28 protein-coding genes are annotated in these 22734 nt (G+C 70.5%); 5 read left to right on the top strand and 23 right to left on the bottom strand.

The annotated features are described in order from the left end of the window. Positions 1-2: 2 nt before the first annotated feature. Positions 3-626 (bottom strand): thymidine kinase, encoded by a 624-nt coding sequence (locus ACF3M1_RS15625; RefSeq protein WP_394002182.1) that lies wholly within the window; start codon positions 624-626, stop codon positions 3-5. A gap of 42 nt (positions 627-668) precedes the next feature. Then, positions 669-1409 (bottom strand): hypothetical protein, encoded by a 741-nt coding sequence (locus ACF3M1_RS15630; protein ID WP_394002184.1) that lies wholly within the window; start codon positions 1407-1409, stop codon positions 669-671. 116 nt (positions 1410-1525) lie between these two features. Here ACF3M1_RS15630 and ACF3M1_RS15635 point away from each other — a divergent pair, with 116 nt between their 5' ends. Continuing rightward, positions 1526-3502, top strand: a complete 1977-nt coding sequence (locus ACF3M1_RS15635) for a UvrD-helicase domain-containing protein (RefSeq protein WP_394005300.1) — start codon at positions 1526-1528, stop codon at positions 3500-3502. 126 nt (positions 3503-3628) lie between these two features. Here the strand turns inward: ACF3M1_RS15635 and ACF3M1_RS15640 are convergent, their stop codons facing one another. Continuing rightward, positions 3629-3880: a hypothetical protein gene (locus tag ACF3M1_RS15640; RefSeq protein WP_394002186.1), complete on the bottom strand. Its 252-nt coding sequence runs from the start codon at positions 3878-3880 to the stop codon at positions 3629-3631. A 40-nt stretch (positions 3881-3920) separates the two neighbouring features. Continuing rightward, complete coding sequence (locus ACF3M1_RS15645; protein WP_394002188.1) at positions 3921-4568, bottom strand: YceH family protein; 648 nt, start codon at positions 4566-4568, stop codon at positions 3921-3923. Positions 4569-4681: 113 nt separating this feature from the next. Between ACF3M1_RS15645 and ACF3M1_RS15650 the strand changes: the two genes are divergently transcribed. Then, the gene (locus tag ACF3M1_RS15650) at positions 4682-5602 is read left to right on the top strand and encodes a 5'-nucleotidase, lipoprotein e(P4) family (RefSeq protein ID WP_394002190.1); all 921 of its coding nucleotides are present in this window, start codon (positions 4682-4684) and stop codon (positions 5600-5602) included. Between the two features lie 283 nt (positions 5603-5885). Next, positions 5886-7253 (top strand): hypothetical protein, encoded by a 1368-nt coding sequence (locus ACF3M1_RS15655; RefSeq protein ID WP_394002192.1) that lies wholly within the window; start codon positions 5886-5888, stop codon positions 7251-7253. A 49-nt stretch (positions 7254-7302) separates the two neighbouring features. On the opposite strand, the gene ACF3M1_RS15660 is transcribed toward ACF3M1_RS15655, so the two are convergent. From ACF3M1_RS15660 to ACF3M1_RS15690, 7 genes are all read right to left on the bottom strand, one after another. Further along, positions 7303-7998: a DUF6683 family protein gene (locus ACF3M1_RS15660; protein WP_394002194.1), complete on the bottom strand. Its 696-nt coding sequence runs from the start codon at positions 7996-7998 to the stop codon at positions 7303-7305. A 20-nt stretch (positions 7999-8018) separates the two neighbouring features. Beyond that, positions 8019-8693, bottom strand: coding sequence for a hypothetical protein (locus tag ACF3M1_RS15665; protein ID WP_394002196.1), 675 nt, complete (start codon positions 8691-8693; stop codon positions 8019-8021). A gap of 4 nt (positions 8694-8697) precedes the next feature. Continuing rightward, positions 8698-9054 carry a hypothetical protein gene (locus ACF3M1_RS15670; protein ID WP_394002198.1) on the bottom strand — a complete coding sequence of 119 codons (357 nt, stop codon included), beginning with the start codon at positions 9052-9054 and terminating at the stop codon, positions 8698-8700. A 111-nt stretch (positions 9055-9165) separates the two neighbouring features. Further along, complete coding sequence (locus ACF3M1_RS15675) at positions 9166-9489, bottom strand: hypothetical protein (protein WP_272763677.1); 324 nt, start codon at positions 9487-9489, stop codon at positions 9166-9168. Positions 9490-9637: 148 nt separating this feature from the next. Next, entirely contained in the window at positions 9638-10117 is a 480-nt protein-coding gene (locus ACF3M1_RS15680; RefSeq protein ID WP_394002200.1) for a hypothetical protein, read from the bottom strand. A gap of 157 nt (positions 10118-10274) precedes the next feature. Beyond that, the gene (locus ACF3M1_RS15685) at positions 10275-10583 is read right to left on the bottom strand and encodes a hypothetical protein (RefSeq protein ID WP_394002202.1); all 309 of its coding nucleotides are present in this window, start codon (positions 10581-10583) and stop codon (positions 10275-10277) included. Positions 10584-10586: 3 nt separating this feature from the next. Beyond that, on the bottom strand, positions 10587-10814 hold the full coding sequence (locus tag ACF3M1_RS15690) for a hypothetical protein (protein WP_394002204.1): 228 nt from the start codon (positions 10812-10814) through the stop codon (positions 10587-10589). 190 nt (positions 10815-11004) lie between these two features. On the opposite strand from ACF3M1_RS15690, the gene ACF3M1_RS15695 reads away from it, so the two are divergent. Beyond that, positions 11005-11649, top strand: coding sequence for a GNAT family N-acetyltransferase (locus tag ACF3M1_RS15695; RefSeq protein WP_394002206.1), 645 nt, complete (start codon positions 11005-11007; stop codon positions 11647-11649). Here ACF3M1_RS15695 and ACF3M1_RS15700 read toward each other — a convergent pair whose 3' ends face one another. The 12 genes from ACF3M1_RS15700 to ACF3M1_RS15755 form a co-directional block, all read right to left on the bottom strand. Further along, positions 11650-11910: a hypothetical protein gene (locus tag ACF3M1_RS15700; protein WP_394002208.1), complete on the bottom strand. Its 261-nt coding sequence runs from the start codon at positions 11908-11910 to the stop codon at positions 11650-11652. Next, the gene (locus ACF3M1_RS15705; protein WP_394002210.1) at positions 11903-12622 is read right to left on the bottom strand and encodes a hypothetical protein; all 720 of its coding nucleotides are present in this window, start codon (positions 12620-12622) and stop codon (positions 11903-11905) included. The genes ACF3M1_RS15700 and ACF3M1_RS15705 overlap by 8 nt, the downstream gene beginning before the upstream one ends. Positions 12623-12644: 22 nt before the next feature. Next, positions 12645-13127 (bottom strand): hypothetical protein, encoded by a 483-nt coding sequence (locus ACF3M1_RS15710; protein ID WP_394002212.1) that lies wholly within the window; start codon positions 13125-13127, stop codon positions 12645-12647. After that, positions 13124-14488, bottom strand: coding sequence for a FliI/YscN family ATPase (locus ACF3M1_RS15715; protein WP_394002213.1), 1365 nt, complete (start codon positions 14486-14488; stop codon positions 13124-13126). The genes ACF3M1_RS15710 and ACF3M1_RS15715 overlap by 4 nt, the downstream gene beginning before the upstream one ends. Next, positions 14485-15144: a FliH/SctL family protein gene (locus ACF3M1_RS15720; RefSeq protein WP_394002215.1), complete on the bottom strand. Its 660-nt coding sequence runs from the start codon at positions 15142-15144 to the stop codon at positions 14485-14487. Before ACF3M1_RS15720 ends, ACF3M1_RS15715 begins: the two co-directional genes overlap by 4 nt. 26 nt (positions 15145-15170) lie before the next feature. Next, positions 15171-15800, bottom strand: a complete 630-nt coding sequence (locus tag ACF3M1_RS15725; RefSeq protein ID WP_394002216.1) for a hypothetical protein — start codon at positions 15798-15800, stop codon at positions 15171-15173. A 7-nt stretch (positions 15801-15807) separates the two neighbouring features. Beyond that, on the bottom strand, positions 15808-16590 hold the full coding sequence (locus ACF3M1_RS15730; RefSeq protein ID WP_394002218.1) for an EscJ/YscJ/HrcJ family type III secretion inner membrane ring protein: 783 nt from the start codon (positions 16588-16590) through the stop codon (positions 15808-15810). 16 nt (positions 16591-16606) lie between these two features. After that, entirely contained in the window at positions 16607-17017 is a 411-nt protein-coding gene (locus tag ACF3M1_RS15735; RefSeq protein WP_394002219.1) for a hypothetical protein, read from the bottom strand. A gap of 30 nt (positions 17018-17047) precedes the next feature. Beyond that, complete coding sequence (locus ACF3M1_RS15740) at positions 17048-17383, bottom strand: hypothetical protein (RefSeq protein ID WP_394002221.1); 336 nt, start codon at positions 17381-17383, stop codon at positions 17048-17050. 67 nt (positions 17384-17450) lie between these two features. Then, positions 17451-18686, bottom strand: coding sequence for an FHA domain-containing protein (locus ACF3M1_RS15745; protein ID WP_394002223.1), 1236 nt, complete (start codon positions 18684-18686; stop codon positions 17451-17453). 84 nt (positions 18687-18770) lie between these two features. Continuing rightward, positions 18771-20828: a type III secretion system export apparatus subunit SctV gene (gene sctV, locus ACF3M1_RS15750; protein ID WP_394002225.1), complete on the bottom strand. Its 2058-nt coding sequence runs from the start codon at positions 20826-20828 to the stop codon at positions 18771-18773. A gap of 277 nt (positions 20829-21105) precedes the next feature. Further along, positions 21106-21516 carry a flagellar biosynthetic protein FliO gene (locus ACF3M1_RS15755; RefSeq protein ID WP_394002227.1) on the bottom strand — a complete coding sequence of 137 codons (411 nt, stop codon included), beginning with the start codon at positions 21514-21516 and terminating at the stop codon, positions 21106-21108. A 105-nt stretch (positions 21517-21621) separates the two neighbouring features. On the opposite strand from ACF3M1_RS15755, the gene ACF3M1_RS15760 reads away from it, so the two are divergent. Then, positions 21622-22734, top strand: coding sequence for a sensor histidine kinase (locus tag ACF3M1_RS15760; RefSeq protein WP_394002228.1), 1113 nt, complete (start codon positions 21622-21624; stop codon positions 22732-22734).

The raw sequence follows: 22734 nt of genomic DNA on the forward strand, positions 1-22734 counted from the left end.
GCTCAGCCCAGTGGCAGCTGCGGCTGGGCGGGTTCGATCCGGCCCTCGCCGCGCACGATCCGCTTGAACTCGGCGCGGCTCACCGACACGTAGCGCTCGTTGCCGCCGATCTCCACCTGCGGCCCGTCCTGCACGGCGTAGCCCTGATCGTCGACGCGTACGGTCATCGTCGCCTTCTTGCCGGTGTGGCAGATCGTCTTGATCTCGGTCAGTTCGTCCGCCCACGCCAGCAGATGCTGGCTGCCCTCGAACAGCTCACCGCGGAAATCCGTGCGCAGGCCGTAGCACAGCACGGGGATCCGCAGCGCGTCGACGACCTCCGACAACTGCCAGACCTGGGCGCGGGACAGGAACTGGGCTTCGTCGACCAGCACGCAGTCGAGCCCGCCCGCCGCATCGACCAGGCCGCGCACGCGCGCGAGCAGATCGTCGCCGCGATCGAACGCGACCGCCTCCGACGACAGTCCGATCCGCGAGGCGACCCGGCCGACGCCTGCACGGTGATCCAGGCGCGGCGTCAGGATCGCCGCCTGCATGCCGCGCTCGCGGTAGTTGTGCGCGCTCTGCAGCAGGGTCGTGGTCTTCCCGGCATTCATCGCCGAATAGTAGAAATAGAGCTTGGCCATCGTGGAATTCTAGCGCTGCGGCCCGAGCCGACGCCGAAGCGCTCAGTCGTCGCGATCGCTGCCGGAGGACGTCGCGGGCCGCAGCGTCTCGACGTCGCCGACATCGACCCGGCCGGCGCGCGGGCGTGTCCATACGGCGTCGTGCCAGGCCTGGTATTCCTCGGGATCCCAGAATTTCGTGGCGTAGTACGTCGACCCGTCGATGGTCTGCATGATGCCGCCCGGCCCGGGGATCTCGATCTTCAAGGTGCCCGTCGCACCGGTCCGGCTGCCGGTGGTGTTGCGACGCGCGCGTCGGAGCACCGCCGCCATGCGTGGTTGTGCGACCGCATCCCCGAATTCGGCATAGACCGCGCCGCCCCGGTCCACGGCCTGCGCACGCAGCGTCTCGTCGAGATCACGCCAGTAGCGCTCGCGCAGCACCACCAGGCCCTCGTAGCCCCGCTCGGCAGCGAGATCCATCCACGCATAGGCGAGCGCCGGGTCGCGGGCCACGCCTTCGCCGTTCCACAGCATCTCCGCCACCATGCCCTGCGACGGCTTGTCGGCGTAGCGAGCGGCGCGACGGAAGTAGGTCATCGCCGTTTCGAACGCGCCCGCCCGGTAGGCGTCCCACCCCTTGCGGCGGTTGTCGAGGTCGGGATGCGCGGCCAGAAAGCCCGCCGATTGCAGGATGTGGTCTTCGCTGGCGGTCGTCTGCGGCGACTGCGCCCGAAGCTCGCCGCTCCCGGCGCCCGCCAACAGGGCGAGCAGCAGGGCCGCCATACCCGGGATTCCATGCATGTCCGCGCTCCGTTCCATGAGACAGCCGCCATGCTAGCCACCCGTCGGCGCCGCGTCTGCCCGAATCGACGGCAGATGCCCCGTTACACTGTGCGGCGTTGTCCGATGTCCCCCTGATGCACGGTCTGAATCCCCAACAAGCCGAAGCCCTCGCCCACGTCGATGGCCCGCTGCTGGTGCTCGCGGGCGCCGGCAGCGGCAAGACGCGCGTGATCGTCGAGAAGATCGCGCACCTGATCCAGTCCGGCCGCTATCCGGCCAAGCGCATCGCGGCGATCACGTTCACCAACAAGTCCGCCAAGGAGATGCGCGAGCGCATCGCCAAGCGCATCCGTGGTGACGGCGCTGACGGTCTGACGCTCTGCACCTTCCACGCGCTCGGCCTGAAGATGCTGCAGATCGAGCACGCGAAGCTCGGCCTGCGCCGCGGTTTCTCGATCTTCGATGCCGACGACAGCGCGGCCCAGTTCAAGGATCTGCTGCCGGGGGTCAAGCCCGACGTGGTGCAGCTGATGCAGGGCCTGGTGTCGAAGGCCAAGAACGCCGGCCTGTCACCCGACGAGGCGCACGCGGCCTCGCGCAGCGCGCGCGAGTTCGAGGCGGCGGCGCTGTACGCGCAGTACCAGGCCCGGCTGACCGCCTTCAACGCCGTCGATTTCGACGATCTGATCCGCCTGCCGGTGCAGCTGCTCGAATCCGATCCCGACGCCGTGCTGGCCTGGCGCGAGCGCATCGGCTATCTGCTGGTGGACGAGTGCCAGGACACCAACGACGCGCAGTACCGCCTGCTCAAGGCGATCGCCGGGCCGAAGGGCAACTTCACCTGCGTCGGCGACGACGACCAGAGCATCTACGCCTGGCGCGGCGCCAACCCGGAGAACCTGCTGCAGCTGGCCACGGACTATCCGCAACTGCGCATCGTCAAACTGGAACAGAACTACCGTTGCAGCAACCGTGTGCTGCGCGCGGCCAACGCGCTGATCGCGCACAACCCGCACGAGCACCCGAAGACACTGTGGAGCGCGCAGGCCGACGGCGAGCGCATCCGCATCTGGGAATGCCGCGATTCCGAGCACGAGGCCGAGCGGGTCGCCGGCGAGATCCACTTCCTGCAGACCTCGCGCCAGGTGGAATGGAGCGAGTTCTGCATCCTGTTCCGCAGCAATCACCTGTCGCGGCCGCTGGAGAAGGCGCTGCAGCTGCTGCGCGTGCCGTATCACCTCAGCGGCGGCACGGCCTTCCTCGACCGCGGCGAGGTCAAGGACGCGATGGCCTGGCTGCGCGTGCTGGCCAATCCCGAAGACGATTCGGCATTCCTGCGCGCGGTGCAGTCGCCGGCGCGCGGCGTCGGCCAGACCTCGCTGGCACGCCTGGCCCAATTGGCCCACGGCGCCGACATGCCGATGTCGCGTGCGATCGAATCGATGGGCCTGCTGAAGCAGCTGCCGCCGCGCGCGGCGAATGCGCTGAGCGAGTTCGCCGACATCGTGCGCGGGCTGCGCGGGGACGCGGGCCACATGGCGCCGGGCGATCTGGTGCGCGCGCTCAACGAGCGCTCGGGCCTGGTGGCGATGCTCAAGGCGCAGTGCAAGACCGATACGCTGTTCAACATCCGCCGCGGCAACCTGGACGAACTGGCCGACTGGTTCGAAGGCGCGCGCGGCGCCGGGCCGGGCGAGCTGGCATCGCAGCTCGCGCTGCTGAGCCATTCGGACAAGAGCGATCCCGGTAACCAGGTGCGGCTGATGAGCATGCACGCCGCCAAGGGCCTGGAATTCCGCTACGTCTTCATCATCGGCATGGACGACAACACCTTGCCGCACGAATCGAGCATCGACGAGGGCCGGATCGACGAGGAACGCCGGCTGCTCTACGTCGGCATTACCCGCGCCAAGGAGCAGCTGTGGCTGTCGCATCCGCGCGAGACCCAGCGCTGGGGCCAGAAGCTGCGGCTCACGCCGAGCCGGTTCTTCGACGAACTGCCGGCCGCCGAACTGCAGCGCGACGGCGCCGATCCGGTCGCCGATGCCGCGCGCAAGCGTGAGCGCGCGACCCACGGCTTCGCCTCGATCAAGGCATTGCTGGACAGCTGAGAAGCGTGGGGCACCCGCCGCGAAAGGCCCCGTAGGAGCGCGCTCGCGCGCGATGGGCTTCACAGGCAACGCCGCATCGCGCGCGAGCGCGCACCTACACGAATGGCATTCGTGCGCATCGGTGGATCAGCCCGGCTGGCGTGCGACCAGCGCGTCCAGCGCCTCACGCCGCGCCGCGACTTCAGCCTCGAGCGCGTCGATCCGCGCCGCAAGCGCGACGTCGCCGTAGCGTGAGCGCGCGACCCACGGCTTCGCCTCGATCAAGGCATTGATGGACAGCTGAGGCGTGGTGCCCGTACGCGGCGCATGGACCGCGCCGCCCTGTAGGAGCGCGCTCGCGCGCGATGGCGCGTTCCCTGCAAAGCCCATCGCGCGCAAGCGCGCCCCTACACGAACGGCATTCGTGCGTGTCGGTGGATCAGCCCGGCTGGCGTGCGACCAGCGCGTCCAGCGCCTCACGCAACGCCGCGACGTCAGCCTCGAGCGCGTCGACCCGCGCCGCGAGCGCGACATCGCCGTCCGGCTCGCGCCCGGCGCTCGCGGTGGCGGCGATCACGTCGACATCGACCGGCCCGCACAGCAGATGCGCGAGGCGCGCCTCGCGGCGGCCGCCGCCGGGCGGAATCTCGACCGCCAGCGCTTTGGCGACCAGCCGGTCGAGGTGATGGCGCACGTCGTCGGCGCCGGCGAAGGCGTGCATGCGTTCGCTGCGCGAGGCCAGCTCGCTGGCGGTCTGCGCGCCGCGCAGCAGCAGCAGCGCCAGCAGCACGACCTGGGGCGGCGGCAGATCCAGCCGGCTGGCGATCGTGTGTTCGTAACGCTCGGCGCGCGAGGAGAACGACTGCCGGGCCAGCCGGTGGCCTTCGAGCTGGCGCAGCGCGTGGTGCACGTCGCCGTGGCTCAGGCTCAGCACCGGGTCGCGCGCGGTCTTCTGGTTCGCCGCCGACTGCGCGGCGTTGACGGTCAGCGGATAGACGTCGGGCGTGGTCGCCTGCTTCTCCACCAGACACCCCAGGACGCGCGCTTCGGCGGGCGTGAGGAACGGCCACGGGGCGGGAGTATCCATGTGTGGGGCCTGCGGAAAAACGGGGCGTCAGGATGACCGCCCGCGCCGCAGCTGTCATGTCGGGGCCGGACAGGCCCGGTAAACTCGCCGGTTCACACGACGACGGACCCGCCATGCGCCTGAACGCACCCGCCCTGTCCCTGATCGCGAGCGCGCTGCTGCTCGCGGCCTGCAAGCCGACGACGCCGGCCGACGCGCCCGATGCCGTCGCCGGTCCCGCCGCGACCACCCCGGCGCAGGCGCCGGCCGCGACCGATCCCAGCGACAACCTCAACGCCGTGCTGTGGATCCAGCGTTCGGAGGAATACCGCGCCAACAGCCTGTCGATCTTCCGCGCCGCGGCCGAGCAGCTGGACACGGCGATCGCCGAGACGAACTGGGACGCGCTGGTGCCCGAGGAACGCGAGCTGATCGGCGACGCGACCGCGCTGCCGCCGGCGGTGATCATGGACATCGACGAGACCGTGCTCGACAACTCGCCCTACCAGGCGCGCCTGGTCCAGAACGGCCTGGAATACAACGAGATCACCTGGGCGGAGTGGGTGGCCGAGAAGAAGGCCAAGCCGGTGCCCGGCGTGCTCGAGTTCGCGCGCGCCGCCGAGGCCAAGGGCGTGACCATCCTGTACCTGTCCAACCGCGCCCAGCACCTGCAGGAGGCGACGCTCGCCAACCTGCGCGCCGAAGGCCTGCCGGTGAAGGACGAGAGCGTGTTCCTGGGCCTCGGCATGCACGTCGAGGGTTGCGAGCAGCACGGCAGCGAGAAGACCTGCCGCCGCCGCGTGGCCGGCCGCGACTACCGCGTGCTGATGCAGTTCGGCGACCAGCTCGGCGACTTCGTCGACATCCTCGCCAACACGCCCGAGGCGCGCGGCCAGCTGCTTGAGGACTACGGCGACTGGTTCGGCGAGCGCTGGTGGATGCTGGCCAATCCGAGCTACGGCGGCTGGGAGCCGGCGCAGTTCAACAATGCCTGGGACCAGCCGGCGGGCGCGCGTCGTGAGGCCAAGCGCGCAGCGCTGAACCTGGATCAATAATCCAATCAGTCGCTTATAGATGATTTCTATCGCATTGCATTACATGTGAGACCGGGGTAGCCTGCGTCCGCTGTATCCATGTCCTCCGGCCCTGCCGGCTCGAAAGGGAGACCCCGTGTCTCCCTTTTTTTTTTGGTCTGCGACCGGCGTTGCAGAACGGCGCGCGCCTAGGGCCAGCCCCAGGGTGCACGCCGGCGCTGCGGCGCTAGGCTCGGGCTGTACGTCGCGCGCCCGTGTAACCGCCCCGCGCGTCCGGATCCTTGCGCCCCCGGGAGGCAACGCCGTGTCCCTGTCCATCGGAGGCATTCCGTCCCCGCGCCAGCTGCTGTCCAACCCGCCGGTGCCGCCGTTCCTGCGCAACGGATTTCCGGACGGCATGCGCGCGATGACGATGCAGACCGCGAGCCAGGTCTTCCCCAACGTCAATTTCCAGGGCGGCGCGCCGCCCGGCGCCGGGCTGGCCAGCGGCCAGGGCCTGCAACTGCCGATGCCGGGCGGACAGACGCTCACGCTCCCCGGTCCACCCGTCGTACCCGGTGGTGGCCCGGCGGCCCAGGGCGCAGCGGGCGGGATGCCGTCGATGCCGGCGACGGGACCCGGCGCCGCACTGGCCGCGACGCCACCCGGGCAGCTGCTCGGCAACGCGGCCGACGCCGTGCGCAACCTGCTCGCCCCCGCGACGACGCCGCCCGGCCCGGGGCCGCAGGCAGGCGGTCCGTCCGCGGCGCCAAGCCCGGGCGCCGCCGGCCTGCCGCCCGGGCTCGCTCAGGCGGTCGCGCTGCCGGCGCGTGTCTTGCCAGCAGCCGCGGCCGCCTCCACGCCAGCGGCCATGGCCACGGCAGCACCCGGAACGACGCCCGTGACGGCATCGACTCCTGGAATGCAGAGTCCGGCGTCGCTGCAGGCACAGGCCACGCTGCCGGCGGCCCAGACTCCGACCACGGCAGCCCCGGCTGCCCCGACCCAGGCCACGCCGCTCGCGGCGCCATTGCCCGCCGGACAGGGACTGCAGGCCACCCGCGGCGAGGCCGCACCGCTCCCTCAAGCGCAGGCGGATCGTGCGGTGCCGCAACAGGCGGTGCCCCCCACGCAGGCGTCGGCACCCGTCGCGCCGTCAGGCGCGGGCCTGCTGGCGGCGCCGCTGGCCGCAGCGGTCGCCCTGCAGGCACCTGCGGGCGCAACGCTCGCCAGTGCGGTCGCACCGGCCGGCAATCCGCAGGCGACGGCGCCGGTGGCCGGTGATCTGGGCGGCCCCTCGCGGGCCGAGTTGACCGCCACCGGTGTCTACACCGCGGACGGCCCCGGTCTGCGCCGCCGCCACCGGCTGCGCGTCGGCCCCGAGGCGATCGGTGCCTGGCTGCTGGCGCTGCGCCAGGGCCAGCTGACCCTCGTCCGGCCCCACGACGACACCCCGCGCGAGGTCGCACGCGCGATGCAGTGGGTGTTCTGGACACTCGCGCTGGTCGCCTACGGCTGCCTGGCTGTCGTGCTCGCGGCGTTCCTGCTCGGCAGCGGCGATTCCGTCGCGGGGCCGGCGCTGCGTCGCTGGAGTGGCGAGCTCGCCCTCGTCGGGCTGGTCGCGGCGGCCGGCGCCTGGTGGTTCGCGCGGGCGCTGGCGGGACCGGCACGCACGCGCGCGTCACCCGACTGAGCGCGTCGACGCGCGCGCCGGAGTCCGCGGGCAGGCCAGCCGTCGACGCTCAGCGCGCGACCAGGCCGCCATCGCCCAGAGTCACCCGCCGCAGATCGACACCGTTGTCCTGCAGACTGCGCTGCACGCCGGCCGCGAGCGCGGCGAGCGCCCGGCGGTCGCCCTCGCGCTTGAGGCTCTGGTAGGACAGCGCCGAGAACATCGTCAGATAGGCCGTGCGTTCGGCCTGGGCCTGCTTGGCCGCGTCGCTCATCGCCGCCACGTCGGGCACGGCGGCCAACGGACCGATCAGCTGCCGGCGCACTGCGCGTTGCCCGTCGGGCGAGCCGCGCGAGTCGCGATCGTTGACCACTTCCCACGAGATGAGCAGGTGCGCGGCCAGCACGTCGCCGAGATTGCCGGGGTCGTAGCCGTAGCGCCGCAGGATGGTGTCGAACTCGCGCATCATCTGGCCCGAACCGATCACCTTGTCCAGATCGGCGACCTGATCGGGGGTCCGACCCAAGGCGCGGATCGTCTCCTGCTGCACGCGCGCGGACACCGCCGGATCACGCCTGAACTCCAGCGTCGCGACGGCCGCTGCGTCCACTTCGGACGGCGCGGGCCGGGACACCGCCTGCTGCAGGGCGTCTCGCACGCCTGCATCACCGCCCTGCGCATGGGCGGGCACGGCAACGACGAGCAGAAGAAGCGTGAGCACGTATACGACGGCGCGGTGCGGTGCAGCGGACGGGGCGGAAGGCATGGCGTCTCCTCGTTGGGGAATCAGCGTGCGGCGAAGCCGTCGTCGCCGAGATCGAATCGGGCGAGGTCGTTGCCCGACTGGCGCTGGAAATCCTCGCGGATGCCCGCGCGGAACCGGGCCAGGGCTGCGGCATCGCCATCGGCCTCGAGACGCTGCGCTTCCCGGGTGATCGAGGCCGAGACCAGCTCCAGGATGCGGCGCTGCCGCGCCGTCTCCGCCGGGTCCGCACCCGCACCGGCGGCGACCCAGTTCGCCGTCATCTGTCGGCGCAGCCCCTGCGCCTGGCGGGCGCTGGCCGGCGCGCCACTGACGGCTTCCCAGCCGCTGACGAACAGCAGCACGTTGGCCGACAACAGGGTGTCGGCATCGAGCGCCAGCGCGGCATACCGGGCGCGGATCAACGCATCGGCGTCGCCCGAGGCGATGAAGCCGGGGATGTCGTGCAGCGGGGTGCGCACGATCTCCGCGTAGCCCTGAGCGAAATCCCGGTCCACGCCCTGCAGACGGGAGGCGCCGCGGCGGGCGTGCGCCGGCCGCTCGACGCTGTCGACGCCGGCGGTGTAGGCACGCATGAAATCCGCAGCCGCGGCAGGTTCGACGGCGTCGCCGGTGACGGGTTCGGACGAACCCGCGTCGCGCGAACACCCGGTCCCGGCCGCGACCGCCAGCACGACACACACGGCGAAGACGCGCATCGGGTCAGTCCGTCCCGGTCTGTGCATCGCGGCGCCCCATCTCGAATGCCCACGCATCGGCCTCGACGCGCCCGTCGCGTTCGACCCGCTGCACGTATTCGCGCGCGAGCGCATCGAGACGGGCGCGGCGCGCAGCCGCGTCCTGCACGGGGGCGGCCTCGGCCTCGCCATCCTCCGCATCGACGTCGTCGTCGGTCTGCATCGCGTTGCGCATCGTCGACTGCGACAGCGCGGTGAAGCCATGCCCCATGCCGAGCTGCTGCGACGCGCCGGGATCCCACTGCGCCAGTGCGGCGCCGGGGGCGAGCAGCGCCAGCAACGCCGTGGTCTGCCATCGCGTCCTGAACTGGAGTCTGTGCATCTGTCTGCCTCGCGAGGGTGGCCGGCGTCGGCCATGCATGGCCGCGCGCCGATGCAAAGGTGGCAAAAAAAAAACGGCCCCGAAGGGCCGTTTCTTCGCGCGACCGGTGGATCAGGTCTTGCGGGCGTTGGCGGTGAGGCCTTCGCCGATCGACTTGATCGCGGTGGCGACGGTATTCGACAACATGCTGAAGAGCTGCGACTGCGCCTGGAACTCGGTCTGGGCGGTCATGAACTCCTTGGACTGCTTGCCGGCGCCTTCCATGGTGTCGACGGCCGACTGCATCTTCTCGGCAATGTCGCCGAGCATCATGCCCATCGCCTTGGCCAGTGCCACCAGCCAGCTCTCACCCTCGCCGCCGCCCGATTCGCCGAGGCCGCGGATGCCCGCACTGGCGAGGTCGGACGAGAAATTGAAATTGAAATCCACCGACATGGTCTATCTCCTCAGTTGAATGACAAACATCGAAAGCCGATTCGTTCGTGAGGTCGCATCAACGGGTGCGCGGCCTGGATATCCTTGAATTCGATCGTCCACCGACGCGCGGCCCGCAACAACTAGGGCGTACCCTAAGTCGACGTATTCAGCGCCGTGCCGGCGGCGCCTTCAGTGCAGCGGCCACGTGCGCTGGCACCGCATCGGGCCCGGACGCGGCCGGACCGGCGGGCGCGCCGGCCTGCTGGCTCAGCCACTCGCGCGCTTCGGCTTCACCGCGCTCGCGCGAGATCCGCGCGAATTCCATCGCCTTCTTGACCGAATCGTTCTGCAGCACCGCGAACGTGCGCTCGAATGCGGCGCTCGCCGACTGTCCGCCGGCCTGGTCCATCAACCCGTGCTGCTGGAGGAGCCCGATGGTCTCCGACACGCTGGCCTGCAAGCGCGACGGATCGACCGGCGCATCGAGCGCATGCGGATCGTCGAGCGCCTCATGCAGCCGCGCCATCATGCTGTCGCGATCGCCGGCATCGAGACCGCGTTGCTCGCCGAGAATCGACTCGAAGCGCTGCAGCAGCGCGGCACGCATTTCCTCGGGCGTGGACGGGGCATCGTGATGGGCGGACATGAGAACTCCTGCGTAGGGATCGATGACACCCGACCGTGGGCGCCATCGCATGATCGGACAGGCCGGCGTTACGCGGGCGTGCAGCCGGCCGCCGCGGAAACAGAGAAGCGCCCGGCCTGCAGGTGGACAGCGACCTGCAGGCCGGGCGCGTGTCGCATCACATCGCCGGGGCGTTGCGGACCGCGGTCAGCGAATCCACCATGCGCCGTGCGTCCGCGCCTTCGCGCTCGCCCATGTCACGCGCGCAGGCGCCGATCCAGGCATCGGCGGCGTCCGTGCCGTCGCTCGCCACGCGTCGCTCGTATTCCGGCACGAGTGCCTTGAGTTCCTGCTGCACGGCGTCGAGGCGTTCGTCCATGTGCCGGATCAGCGTGTTCTCGTCGTCGGCATCGATCGCGCCCTGTTCGCGCAATTGCGCCAGGCCCTCGATCCACGCCTGGCGCTGGGCCTGCGTGTCGATCTGCATGGATCAGCGGCCGCCGACGTTGAAGTTGAAGTTGAAGCCGCCCTTGAAGCCGTCGCTCACCGCGTCCTGGGCGGACTGCGGCAGCCCCAGCGACTGGAACATCCCGTCCATCGCCGAATTGAAGAGCTGGCCCACGAGATCGCCGATGAAATTGCCGATGAGGTTGCCGAGCGGGCCGCCGAGGGCGGTGCCGACGAGGTTGCCGATGCCGGAGAAGACGTCGCTGGACATGATGGAACTCCTTGTGTCGTTTGAAAGAAGGATCACGCGAGACACCCTGCGCGTCGGGGCCGTGCAGACGACCCGTTCGCGGCTGCCGACACAGTCTGCGACGATCACATCGCCTGGACAGCTAGGACGTACCCCACCTAGGGCGCGCCCTAGCGACACAGACGACATGGATCGCGCGATAAGGACCGGCATGCCGCACACCTCGGACACCGAACGCGCCACACCCCGCTTCGATGCGCACGACCTGCCGCGCGACGGTCGTGACTATCCGGACGACATCCAGCTGCAGACGCGCCGCATGCGCCTGCGCGGATTCGGCTTCCGTCACACGCTCGATCTGCTGCAACTGGGCCGCGAGGAACGGGTCACCCGCACGCTGCTCGACGACCCGGTGGCGACGCTGGACGATGCGATGGGCCTCGTCGTCTGGGCCAACACGCTCTACCGCACGCGCCCCGGTCTCGGCCTGTGGCACACCAGCGACCGCAACGGGCGTTTTCTCGGCCTGTTCTCGCTCACGCCCAGCGACGGCGACGCCATCGCGATCGGCGTGCGCCTGCTGCCATCGGCCTGGGGACGCGGCTATGCGCTCGAAGGGGGCGCGGCGCTGTGCACGCATGCGTTCGCGACGCTGGGCCTGGCGCGCGTGATCGCGCAGTGCGCCCCCGACAACCACCCGGTGCCGCCGTTGTTGCTGCGTCTGGGGTTTTCGGAGATCGCGCCCGGTGAGCACTTCGGCGGCGCGGCGCGGCGCTTCCGGCTGCGTCGCGAGGACTGGCATGGCGTGCGTGCACGGCGCCGGTCGCGCGTCACGTCCGACGCGCCGCGCGACTGATCAACCCGATCGCGCGCGCAGCACCTGGGCGATGCGTCCGATGACATAGACCACCAGCCCGCTGATCACACCCCCCGTCATGCCCCAGGCCAGCCGCGGCTGCAGCGTCGATGCGTGCGGACCGGCCAGGAACAGCACGCCACCACAGGCAACACCGAACAGCAGCAGCAACACACCGGCCTTGAGACAGACGTTCGTCAGCCCGAGCCGCGCCAGCTGCGAATGGCGTCGCACGCCGGCCGGCGCGTGCGGCTCACCCATGGAAATGCGGGTCGATCGTCAGCGTGCCGAGATTGCGCTCGGCGAAGCGCTGGGCCAGCTGCGGACCGGCCTCGCGGATCGCGTCGAAGCTCTCGCGCGAGCGGCTGTCGGCGCGCAGCACCCACCCGTCGCCTTCGCGGCTGAGCAGCAGATCGGTGCCCGGCAGGGTCGCGTTGTGCATCCGCAGCAGCACCTGGCCGTCGCTGCCGGACTGGCTCGCGTCGTGCACCGCGAGCTGGCGGACGTGCCGCTCCATCATCTCCATCAGCTGGCCGGGATCGCCCGGCGGCGCCGCCGGGGCCGGCGTCTGGGCGCCGTCGCGCAGGGCCATCTGCGCCTGCAGCATCGCCGCCGACTCGGCCGACGGCATGTGCGAGGCCGCCATGCCCGGTTCGTGCTGCTGCCGGAAGGTGCGTGCGTCGACGACCTCGGCCACCGACTGCCGGGACTTGAGCGCCTCCTGCTGTCCGGCCTGATCGGCGAGCATGCCCTCGTCGACCGTGCCGTCAACGCCGCTCCCCTCGCCCGTCATCGCGGATTGCGCCGTCCCCGCATCGCCGCGCGTCTGCTGCATCAGGGACCGGAACTGATCGACGGTCTCGCGCGCGGGCGCTTGCGGGCCGTCGCCCTTCGACTGGCGATCGACCTGGCGGTTGCGCGCCGACTGGTCCGGCGGACGCACGGTGGGTTCGCTGCTGCGCTGTACGGTCATGGTGATCTCCTCGTCGGATTGCCTAGTGCCGCGCCACGTGACGTGCCTGGAGCAGGTCCTCGGTGGCCGCCTCCTCCTGCCGTGCCTGCAGGCCGCGCTGCTCGCCGCGCCAGACCTCGCGGCGCTTCTCCAGCGCGTCCTCGCGCCCCTTGGCCTTGAAAAACGCGTCGCGCGCGTCGCGCAACGCGGCCTCGGCCTGACGCAGGGCGTCGTGCGCCGTCTCCAGCCGCGCACGTGCGGCGACGATGCGCTCGCCGAGCAGGTCGACATGCGCTTCGCGCTGGGCCAGTGCCGCCGGCCACGGCACGCCGGACGGCGGCGGCTCGAGCAGGCGCGCGCGCTGCGCGCGGCGGTCGTCATCCAGCGTCGAGATCTCGCCGTCGATCCGCGTGCACTTGGCGCGGCACTGCTGCACGCCGCGCTGCCGCTCCAGCACCGCCAGGCGCGCGGCCTCGGTCCGATGCGCGCGCAACTGCAGCAGTGTCTGCAGTGGATAGCGCTTCATTTGAACAGCGTCCGCAGCGCGTTCGACGCGGTGTCGAACGGCACCAGGTCGTGCTCGCCCTGCTGCAGCAGCGCGCGGATCGGCGCGATCTTCTCGATCGCGATATCGGCCTCGGGATCGGTACCGCGCGTGTACTCGCCCAGTTGCAGCAGCAGTTCGATCTCCTGGTGCTTGGCCAGATACTTGCGCAGCTGACCCGCGGCGCGCAGATGCGCCGCGTCGACGACGCGCGGCATCGTGCGGCTGAGGCTGGTAAGCACGTCGATCGCCGGGTAGTGATAGGCGGCCGCGAGCTTGCGCGACAGCACGATGTGGCCGTCGAGGATCGAGCGCACTTCCTCGACGATCGGATCGCCGCCGTCCTCGTCCTCGGCCAGCACGGTGTAGAACGCGGTGATCGAGCCGTGCTCGTTGTTGCCCGCACGTTCGAACAGTCTCGGCAATGCGCTGAACACCGACGGTGGGAAGCCGCGCCGCGCCGGCGGCTCACCGATCGCCAGCCCCACGTCGCGCAATGCGCGTGCGAACCGGGTGACCGAATCCACCAGCAGCAGCACACGCTGGCCCCGGTCGCGGAAATGTTCGGCGATCGCGGTGCCCACCCATGCGGCGCGGCTGCGCTCGAGCGCGGGCCGGTCCGAGGTGGCGACGACGATCACCGACTTGGCCAGTCCCGCGGCGCCGAGATTGTCGTGGATGAATTCGTTGACCTCACGACCGCGCTCGCCAACCAGCACGATCACGTTGACGTCGGCATCGCCGCCGCGCGCGAGCATCCCCAGCAGCGTGCTCTTGCCGCCGCCGGCGACGGCGAAGATGCCGATGCGCTGGCCTTCGCCGGCGGTCATCACGGTGTCGATCGCGCGCACGCCGGTCGCGAACGGGCGTTCGATCAACATGCGCTTCAGGGGATTGGGCGATGCGGCGTAGATCGGTGCATCGACGGTCGGGCCGAGCGGGCCGGCGTCGTCGATCGGCACGCCGTGCGCGTCGAGGATGCGACCGAGCAGGCCGTCGCCGACCGCGACCGACGCCTGCCTGCCGGTCGCGTAGACCTCGGTGGTCGCGGCGATGCCGTCGAGCGGGCCGAGCGGCGTCAACAGCGTGTGCTGGCGCGACACGCCGACCACTTCGGCGGCGAGCTCGAAGCGATCCGGGCCGGTTTCGCCGGGGTTGCGCAGATGGCACAGCTCGCCGATCGCGGCGCGCAGGCCGGTCGCCTTGATCAGCGTGCCGTAGGCCTCGCTGACCCGGCCGACGCGTTCGATCGCCTGCACCTGGCCCAGCGCGTGCAGCAGCGGGTCGGCCGCGGCGTCGATGCGCACGGTATCCAGCGCGGACAGGGCGCGCGGTGGATTCATGCCGGCCCCGCCGCGCTCGCCTGCGCCAGCGCGGCGCGGATCGCCTCGATCTGCTGGCTGACGCCGGCGCGCACTTCGCCCGCTTCCGAGACCACGATGCAGCTCAGCGGATCGAGGCTTTCGTCGTCGACCAGTTCGATCACGCCCACGCCGGGATGCGCCTGACGCACCGCACCCAGTCCCTGGCTGACGCTGTCGCGCACCGACGGATGCACCCGGATCATCAGGAACTGCTCGGCCTGCGCCGATTCGACCGCGCGCATCACCAGCGGCGGCACCACCTGCGAAGGATCGAACTGCGGGGCGATGCGCGCGACGATCGCGCAGGCCAGGTCGCCGATCCGCCCGACCGCGTCGCCGAGCACACGCGCGCGGCGTTCGTTGAGCGAGGCGAGCTGCTCGGTCATCTGCTGCTTCACCCGGTCCAGGCCTTCGGCGAACCCGTCGGCATACCCCTGCTCGCGCGCCTTCTGCACATCGGCGCCGGCGTCGTCGTACAGGGCGTTGACGCGGGCGAGCAGCGCGTCGAGTTCCGACAGCGCCTGCCATTCGTCCGCGCGCACGATCGTCGCGGACACCGCGCGCTGGAAATTCCGCGCCTCGAAGACGGTCGCAGCGCCTTGGCTGCGCGATACGGGAGGTGACACGGTCGACATGCGCGCTTCCGGTTTCGGCCCCGCGCTCAAGCGGCGACGGCGCGGGACTGGTGATGGGTGTGGACGACGAGGACCGGCTTCTCGGGCAGATGCGCCGGCGGCAGGTCCGCCGGGGGATCGAGCAGGCGTGCCCATTCGGCGAGGGCGGGATCGCGCTGCGCGGCCCAGGCCTGCAGCTCGGCGCGGCCCTGCAGGTCGAGCAGTGGAAACAGCGCGGCCTCCAGCTCGCCGGGGCGGCCCAGTACGTCGGCCAGGGCCGCAGCCAGCTGTGCCTGCACCGCGCCGTCCGCCTTGCCATCCCACACGCTGCGATCCAGCGCCAGCAGATAGCCGTTGCCCAGTGCAGCCTTGAGCCTGCGGACCGGCTCACGACCGATCTCGGCACGGATCGCCGGCGCATAGGCCAGCGTGCCGAGATCCCGCTGCAGCGCTGCAAGACGCCGGCGGTTCCAGCGCCGCATCAGCGTGCGCGTCGATGCCGCATCGGGGGACGGTGCCAGCAGGCGCACGGCCGGGCCGTCCGCCAGCGCGCGCGCAAGTAGGCGCCGGCCGAGCGCGCTGCCCGCGGCACGCGCGCGCAAGTCCGCATCCGGCGCATCGGCGCCGCGCCCGTGCCAGGCGGGATCGACCTCCGCCAGCAGTATCTGCAGGCTCATTGCCGGCTCAGCCCTGCCAGCGCTTCGGCGCCGGCGTCTCGGCGGCCCGGGTCACGCGGGTACGCAGGCGACTGCCGAACGCGAGTAGGACCGCGATGCCGACGACGATCAATGCCGCAATGCCGATCGCCAGCGGGCTCATCGACGACAGTGCCATCGACGTGCCACCGCTTTGCCCGGCCTCGGGCGGCGCCGGCATCGCGACGAACTTCACCGAGACCTGGTTGATGTCGGTCAGGCCCTCGACACCGTCCTTGACGACGATCTTGATGTCGGCTTCGCGGTCACGGACGCTCGCGCCCGGCTGCTCGAAGATCCACACCGCCGCCGACGTCTTGCCGGTCGAGCCGCCGAGCGGATCGCGCTCGGGCAGCGCGATGTGGACGCGCGCGTTGGCCACGCCCGGCAGCATCGTCAGCGTGTGGGTGATCTCCTGCTGCAGGCCGTGGATGTAGCGGCCGCGTTCGTCGGTGGACGACGAGGCGAAGCCCTCCTTCTTGAAGATGTCGCCCAGCGTCTGGAAGCGCTCGCGCGGCAGTCCGCGCGCGCTGAGCACGGCCATCGCCTGCGGGATGTCGTTGTCGGCGACGATCACGTCCCAGCCCACCTTGGTCGCGGAGGGCTTCTTCTTGGCCTGGATGCCGGAGCCCAGCAGCGCGCCCATGACCTCGTTGGCCTGGCGTTCGTCCATCGCGCTGTACAGCGCGCTGCCGCTGCAGGCGGCGAGCACGCAGCACGCCAGCAACACGCACAGCGCACGCACCCATCGTCCACGGTTGGAATTGCCCATACCGCTCACCTCGCTGTCAGGACTGCTGGCGGAACAACTGCTGGATGCCGTCGGACGTGCGGTTGGCCACGTTCGACGTCATCTCGCACTGGAACAGGAAGTGGTGCGACTTCATCGTCATTTCGATGACCTGGGCCGGCGTGAGGTCGCCGGTGTTCTGGGTCATCGTCTTGGCGAGGTCGTTGATGCTCTGCGCACCGCCGTTGAGGTTGTCCACCGCCGACATCAGCATGCGCATGCCGTCCGATGGTTCGGACGGCCCCACATTGGCGACATCCTGCGGCGCGTTGGCCGCCGGCGCACCGGCCCGGTCCATCGCTTGGGCGAAGTCCCGCACCTCGTAGGCAGCCGCGACGGGCTGACCGCCCGCGGCGGAGGCGCCCTGTGCCGCGGGCTCGATACCGACGGCCTGGATCGCGTCGACCATGATGTTCTCCTTGCTGTCTGCGTGGTCCGCTTACTGCTTGCGGCCGAGAGTCTCGAGCGCCTGACCGACACTGTTCTGCGAGGTCGACGCGTTGTTGGACAGGAACTGCATCTTCAGGCTCTCGGCCGTCAACGCGACGACGTTCGACGGCTGGTCGCCGCCACTGCCGATCACGTCCGAAAGATTGGTGATGCGGGTGGCCTGCGCGTCGAGCGTCTGGCCCCAGGCGCGCGACATCGCGGCATACCAGCTGTCGGAACCGCCGGAGGCGCCACCGGTGCGATTGCTGCGGGTGACGGCCTGGTCGCCGTGCATCGAGGCGCGGCCGATGAAGGTGCCGATGGCATCGGGAGAAATCGTGGTCATGTGCGTACTCCTGTCGACTTGGAAGGAAAGACGTGCGTTGAAGACGGCGTCATTGAGGAACGCCTGTTCACTGGGTGTCCGGCGCGCGCGGCGCCGGTGCGGCGGGTGGGGCGGTGGGGAGAGCGGTGGACGCGCTCGCACTGGCAACCACCGCGGCGAAGCGCGGATCACCCGCGTCCGCGTCGGCGGTGGTCGCGGCCGCGTCCTGCGACGCCTCGGGCGGCGGGCCGGGCACGACCTTGACCAGATCGCCGCTCGCCGCCAGCACGTGCGCGAACTCGCCGATCGAGATCAGCTGGCCCTTGCCCGGGACCGTATCGCCGGGGGCGAACCGGCGGCCTTCGGAATCGATCAGGTGGGGATCGCTGCCGCGCACGATCGACACGATGTGCGCAGCCGGCGGCGGCGCGCGGTCCGCCTCGCCCTGCGGCACCGCGCCTTGCGGTGTGCGCGGCAGGATGCGGGTGACGCCGCGGACGTCGGCGACGGCGCGCGAACGCACGAGGCGTTCGATCTCCGCGCCGTCGTCGAACTCGCCCATGACCTCGACGTCGCCGTTGCCGACATAGCGCGCCTGCACCGGAATGCCGTGGCCGCGGAACATCTCGGCGACGTCGCTGGCGATGTTCTCGCCGGTGCGCAGCTGCAGCTGGGCATCGATCTTCTCGGCCGCGAGCTGCGCCTGCAGGCGGTCCAGCCCGTCCCGGCTGTCGATCGCGCCGGTGACCGTCGGCCGACCGTCGACGCCGTCGACGATCTCGGCATTGGCCACCCGGTGCTCGGCCATCAGCGTGCCCAGCCGCTCGCGCGGATCGACCTGCTGTTCGGATGCGGGCAGCACCGCGGCGAAGATCGCCAGCGACGCCAGCGACAGCACCGCGACACCGGCGATCAGCGGCAGGCGGCGCATGATCGGCCGGACCGGCTCGCGCTCGTCGTCGGGCGCGAACACGGTGACGAACGAATCCCAGGCCGGGTCGTCTTCCGCGCCGAAGGCGATCGAGGCCTCGCCGATCCGCACCTGCTGCACCGCCGACAGTTCGACCGGATCGCCCGGATCGATCCGGGTGGCGCCCACGTGCACCGGCGCGTCCAGCGCGCGCACCATGTAGCGGCCACCCACCAGCGTCACCAGGGCGTGGTGGTTCGCCACGCCGTCGTCGGCGAGCACGATGTCGCAGTCGTCGCCGCTGCCGACGAGGATCATCTCGTCACGTGCGAGCGGCCGACTCGCGCCCGCATGCAGGCCGTCGACGATGCGCAGCACGTCGCGTGCGGCCGGGGTGTCGCTGGATTGCGTCATGGCTGTCTTCTCCTGGCCTGCGCGACAGGCGCGACCGCGGAACCCGCGGACGCCCGGTGGCGCATGCCTGCAGTTGAAACGACGTCACGCATTGATCTGCCCCGCCTGCACGATGCGCAGATCCGGTGCCAGTTCCTGGTACGACAGCACCGGCAGATCGAAGAAATCGACTTCCAGCAACTTGCGCAGATGCCGGCGCACGTCGAGCGAACACAGCAGGACCGGGCGCACGCCGGCGGCCTGACGGCCCAGGTGCGCACGCACCTCGTTGCCGAGGCGCCCCGCGAGTTCGGGCGAGATCGCGAGCTGGCTGGCACCGCCCGCCACGCGGACCGACTGCCTCAGCTTGTCTTCGAGTTCGGGATGGATCAGCAGGACATGCAGCGTGCGCGCATCGTCCGAATAGCGGTCCGCGATCTCGCGCTTGAGCGCCACGCGCACGTATTCGGTCAGCAGCACGACGTCCTTCTCGCGACCGCCGACATCGGTGATCGCCTCGAACGCGTCGCGCAGGTTGCGCACCGGCACGCCCTCTTCGGACAGGCGGCGCAGCACTTCGGCCACGCGTTGCGGTGCGACCACGCGCAGCATTTCCTTGACCAGGTCCGGATAGTCGCGCTGCATGCGCGCGAACAGGTTGGAGGTTTCCTGGATGCCGAGGAACCCGCCCATGCGCCGGCGGATCGCCGCCGATGCGTGGTGTGCCAGCACGTCGAGTGGCGCCTGTGCGCCCTCGGTCCGCGCGGTGTTCCAGGTGCCGGCGACGATCGGCGGGTAGAAGCCCGCGAGCGCCGTCGCGCCCGGCGCCATCGCCGGCTGCGGCTCGAGCCAGGCATCGCTGCGCAGCCGGCCGGTGGCGATGCGCGCACCGAACGCGGTGAGCCGGTATTCGTCCTCGCCGAAGCCGGGCGCGATGCGCAACGACGGCACCGGCACCGGAACGCCGTATTCCTCGCGCAGGCGCTGCGCGACCTCGACCACGCGCCCTTCCAGCGCGGGCACGCCGAGCGCCTGGGCCAGCGCCGGCGCGACCTGCAACTGCAGCGGCGCGGGCGGCGCCAGGTCGTCGTGTTCGACGGTCAGCTGGGCCTCGGCGGCGACTTCGTCGTCGGTCACCCGGAACGCGCGGCGCAGCAGTTCGAACTGGTGCCGGTAACGCCAGGCGCTGAGCGTCAGCAGGCTCAGGCCGAGCACCAGGAACACCAGCCACGGGAAGCCGGGCACCAGGGTCATCAGCAGTGCCAGCAGGCCGGTGATCAGGATCACCCGCGGCTGCCCGGAGACCTGCCGGGTGATCGCGTCGCCGAGATGGCGGTCGTCGATCTCGCCGGTGGTGCGGGTGACGACGAGGCCGGCGGCGATCGTCGCGAGGATGGCGGGGATCTGCGACACCAGGCCGTCGCCGATCGTCAGGATGCTGTAGACGTGCGTCGCCTCGGCCAGCGGCATGCCCCGCTGCAGCACGCCGATCGCCAGGCCGCCGAGCAGGTTGATCAGGATGATGACGATGCCGGCGATCGCGTCGCCCTTGACGAACTTCATCGCGCCGTCGAGCGAGCCGTGCAGCTGGCTTTCGGTCTCGAGCAGGCGGCGCTTCTTGCGCGCCTCGTCCTTGTCGATCAGGCCCGAGCGCAGGTCGGAGTCGATCGAGAGCTGCTTGCCCGGCATCGCATCGAGCGTGAAACGCGCAGCGACCTCGGCCACGCGCTCGGCGCCCTTGGCGATGACGATGAACTGCACGACGGTGATGATCAGGAACACCACCATGCCGACCACGAGGTTGCCGCCGGCCACCAGTGCGCCGAAGGTCTCGACGATATGGCCGCCTTCGGCATTGAGCAGGATCGAGCGGGTGATCGCGATCGAGATCGCGAGCCGGAACAGCGTGGTCAGCAGCAGTACGCTCGGGAAGCTGGAGAACGCGACCGGCGTGGGGATGTAGATGCCCAGCAGCAGCAGGCCGAAGCCGATCGAGATGTTGACCGCGACCAGCATGTCGATGAGGAACAGCGGCAGCGGCAGGATCATCACGCTGATGATCGTCACCGCCGCAAACGCCAGCACCACGTCGCTGTAGCCCAGCTTCTGCCGGGGCGCGGCGCCGGCCGGGGCGCCGGTCAACGTGGCCAGCAGGGCCTTCATGCGCCGTCCTCCGGCGAGGACATCGGCGCGGACAGCCGCGTCACCCGGGTCACGCGTCGGCGTGTCCCGGGAACAGCTGTCCTCCACCGCATTCCGGAGTGCATTCGGCGCATCTGCCCCTGACCTTGTGCGTCACATTGTGCCAATCTACGATAGTCACGCCATGTTATCGCCAGGTCAAACCAACGTTGCAAGCGTGTTCCAGAGATAGGACGTCAGATGTGAAGGCCGCGGCGCGGACAGGTGTCGCCAGAAAAACTCCAAGCGTCACAGTGACTTAACGAACTCCATCGATATTGGATGGCGAACGGGGGGCCGGATCGACGGCCGTGGTGGATTCGGGAGCGACGTCGCCAATGTCCAGATCTGTAATGAATGTCACAGATTGCGCGCCCACGCCGATCGCGAACACGCGGCCGGCCCGGGATTTGACCAGCACGACCCGCTCCCGCGGGCCGACGGGCAGGATCTGCAGCACCGACAGCGGGCTGTCGCTCCCGGACAGGCCGTACCGGCGGCGCAGCAGCCGCAGCAGAAACAGCAATCCGGCGATGATGAACACCAATGGCAGCAGGATCGCGATCATTTCGCCGATGAACGAATCACCTCCGGGCACCGCCGCGGGCGGCGCCGCCCATGCTGACGCCGAAAAGAGGCCGGCGATCGCCAAGGCGAGAACACGGGACACGGGGTGGCCCGCGATCGGGCGAATGGACGCTGCGTGGTTCATGGCTCCAGGCCGGGACGGCACCCCAGCGGTGCCCGGCTACGGTAACGCAGGCCTCCTTCCCGCATGACGTCGTCCGGCCCCGTGCGGCGTCGCCCGGCCGCCCGCGCCCCGTCCGGCAGCCCTGACAGAGCGGCAGGCGATGCGCTGTCCGACATCCTCGATGCGGTGCCGTTCGCCTGCGCGGCGTTCGACCGCCGCAGCGGCGCCCTGGTCGCCCAGAACGCGCGCTTCCGCTCGGACTTGGGCACGCTGCCCGGGCACGCGCAGCGGGATGCCCTGCTGGCCACGCTGTACGGCGATCTGACCGGTGATGCACGCGGCGACGAGGTCCGCGCCCCGGTCAGCGGCCGCTGGTATGCCCTGCACTGGCGCGATCTCGACAGCGGCGGCCAGGCACTCGCTCTGCTCACCGCGGTCGACATCAGCGAGCGCATCGAGACCCTCGATTCGCACCGCTCGCAGCAGGAAAAGCTGCTCTTCACCTCGCGGATGATGTCGGTCGGCGAGATGGCGGCAACGCTCGCCCACGAGCTCAACCAGCCGCTGGCGGCGATCGTCAACTATCTCAACGGCAGCCTGCGCCTGGTCGGCCAGGCGGGTGGCCCGGTGCAGGTCGAACGCGCGCTGCAGGCTGCCCGCACCCAGGCCGAACACGCAGCCGCGGTGATCGCGCGGGTGCGCGAGTTCGTCCGTGCCCGCGAGCCGCGGCGCGATGCCCAGGACCTGCCGCTGATCGTCGACACGGTGCTCGAGTTGCTGCGCCTGGAAGCCGAGCGCCAGCAGCTGCGCGTCGAGCTGGCGCTGGCACCGGGGCTGCCGCAGGTCTACGCCGACCGGGTCATGGTCGAGCAGGTGCTGCTGAACCTGGTCAAGAACGCGATCGAGGCGATGCGCGAGATCCCCGCCGCGCAGCGCGGTCTGCGCATCGAAGGCAGGGTCAACCTAGACGGCGAAATCGAGGTCCGGGTCTGTGACCGCGGGCCGGGCCTGAGCGAGGCCGAGAGCGCGCAGCTGTTCTCGCCGTTCTACACCACCAAATCCGACGGCCTCGGGATCGGCCTGGCGATCTGCCGCTCGATCATCGAATACCACGAAGGCCGTCTGTTCTTCGAAGCCCGGGACGGTGGCGGCAGTGTGTTCGGGTTCACCCTGCCGACCCCGGACAGGAGGATATGA

The sequence above is a fragment of the Luteimonas sp. WGS1318 genome (assembly GCF_043187535.1).
GTDB lineage: Bacteria > Pseudomonadota > Gammaproteobacteria > Xanthomonadales > Xanthomonadaceae > Luteimonas.

What these genes read in the sequence shown, in the direction of transcription:
- ACF3M1_RS15625 (WP_394002182.1), bottom strand. Translation starts at nt 626, where the DNA reads ATGGCCAAGCTCTATTTCTACTATTCGGCGATGAATGCCGGGAAGACC.
- ACF3M1_RS15630 (WP_394002184.1), bottom strand. Translation starts at nt 1,409, where the DNA reads ATGCATGGAATCCCGGGTATGGCGGCCCTGCTGCTCGCCCTGTTGGCG.
- ACF3M1_RS15635 (WP_394005300.1), top strand. Translation starts at nt 1,526, where the DNA reads ATGCACGGTCTGAATCCCCAACAAGCCGAAGCCCTCGCCCACGTCGAT.
- ACF3M1_RS15645 (WP_394002188.1), bottom strand. Translation starts at nt 4,568, where the DNA reads ATGGATACTCCCGCCCCGTGGCCGTTCCTCACGCCCGCCGAAGCGCGC.
- ACF3M1_RS15650 (WP_394002190.1), top strand. Translation starts at nt 4,682, where the DNA reads ATGCGCCTGAACGCACCCGCCCTGTCCCTGATCGCGAGCGCGCTGCTG.
- ACF3M1_RS15660 (WP_394002194.1), bottom strand. Translation starts at nt 7,998, where the DNA reads ATGCCTTCCGCCCCGTCCGCTGCACCGCACCGCGCCGTCGTATACGTG.
- ACF3M1_RS15665 (WP_394002196.1), bottom strand. Translation starts at nt 8,693, where the DNA reads ATGCGCGTCTTCGCCGTGTGTGTCGTGCTGGCGGTCGCGGCCGGGACC.
- ACF3M1_RS15670 (WP_394002198.1), bottom strand. Translation starts at nt 9,054, where the DNA reads ATGCACAGACTCCAGTTCAGGACGCGATGGCAGACCACGGCGTTGCTG.
- ACF3M1_RS15675 (WP_272763677.1), bottom strand. Translation starts at nt 9,489, where the DNA reads ATGTCGGTGGATTTCAATTTCAATTTCTCGTCCGACCTCGCCAGTGCG.
- ACF3M1_RS15680 (WP_394002200.1), bottom strand. Translation starts at nt 10,117, where the DNA reads ATGTCCGCCCATCACGATGCCCCGTCCACGCCCGAGGAAATGCGTGCC.
- ACF3M1_RS15685 (WP_394002202.1), bottom strand. Translation starts at nt 10,583, where the DNA reads ATGCAGATCGACACGCAGGCCCAGCGCCAGGCGTGGATCGAGGGCCTG.
- ACF3M1_RS15690 (WP_394002204.1), bottom strand. Translation starts at nt 10,814, where the DNA reads ATGTCCAGCGACGTCTTCTCCGGCATCGGCAACCTCGTCGGCACCGCC.
- ACF3M1_RS15695 (WP_394002206.1), top strand. Translation starts at nt 11,005, where the DNA reads ATGCCGCACACCTCGGACACCGAACGCGCCACACCCCGCTTCGATGCG.
- ACF3M1_RS15700 (WP_394002208.1), bottom strand. Translation starts at nt 11,910, where the DNA reads ATGGGTGAGCCGCACGCGCCGGCCGGCGTGCGACGCCATTCGCAGCTG.
- ACF3M1_RS15705 (WP_394002210.1), bottom strand. Translation starts at nt 12,622, where the DNA reads ATGACCGTACAGCGCAGCAGCGAACCCACCGTGCGTCCGCCGGACCAG.
- ACF3M1_RS15710 (WP_394002212.1), bottom strand. Translation starts at nt 13,127, where the DNA reads ATGAAGCGCTATCCACTGCAGACACTGCTGCAGTTGCGCGCGCATCGG.
- ACF3M1_RS15715 (WP_394002213.1), bottom strand. Translation starts at nt 14,488, where the DNA reads ATGAATCCACCGCGCGCCCTGTCCGCGCTGGATACCGTGCGCATCGAC.
- ACF3M1_RS15720 (WP_394002215.1), bottom strand. Translation starts at nt 15,144, where the DNA reads ATGTCGACCGTGTCACCTCCCGTATCGCGCAGCCAAGGCGCTGCGACC.
- ACF3M1_RS15725 (WP_394002216.1), bottom strand. Translation starts at nt 15,800, where the DNA reads ATGAGCCTGCAGATACTGCTGGCGGAGGTCGATCCCGCCTGGCACGGG.
- ACF3M1_RS15730 (WP_394002218.1), bottom strand. Translation starts at nt 16,590, where the DNA reads ATGGGCAATTCCAACCGTGGACGATGGGTGCGTGCGCTGTGCGTGTTG.
- ACF3M1_RS15735 (WP_394002219.1), bottom strand. Translation starts at nt 17,017, where the DNA reads ATGGTCGACGCGATCCAGGCCGTCGGTATCGAGCCCGCGGCACAGGGC.
- ACF3M1_RS15740 (WP_394002221.1), bottom strand. Translation starts at nt 17,383, where the DNA reads ATGACCACGATTTCTCCCGATGCCATCGGCACCTTCATCGGCCGCGCC.
- ACF3M1_RS15745 (WP_394002223.1), bottom strand. Translation starts at nt 18,686, where the DNA reads ATGACGCAATCCAGCGACACCCCGGCCGCACGCGACGTGCTGCGCATC.
- sctV (WP_394002225.1), bottom strand. Translation starts at nt 20,828, where the DNA reads ATGAAGGCCCTGCTGGCCACGTTGACCGGCGCCCCGGCCGGCGCCGCG.
- ACF3M1_RS15760 (WP_394002228.1), top strand. Translation starts at nt 21,622, where the DNA reads ATGACGTCGTCCGGCCCCGTGCGGCGTCGCCCGGCCGCCCGCGCCCCG.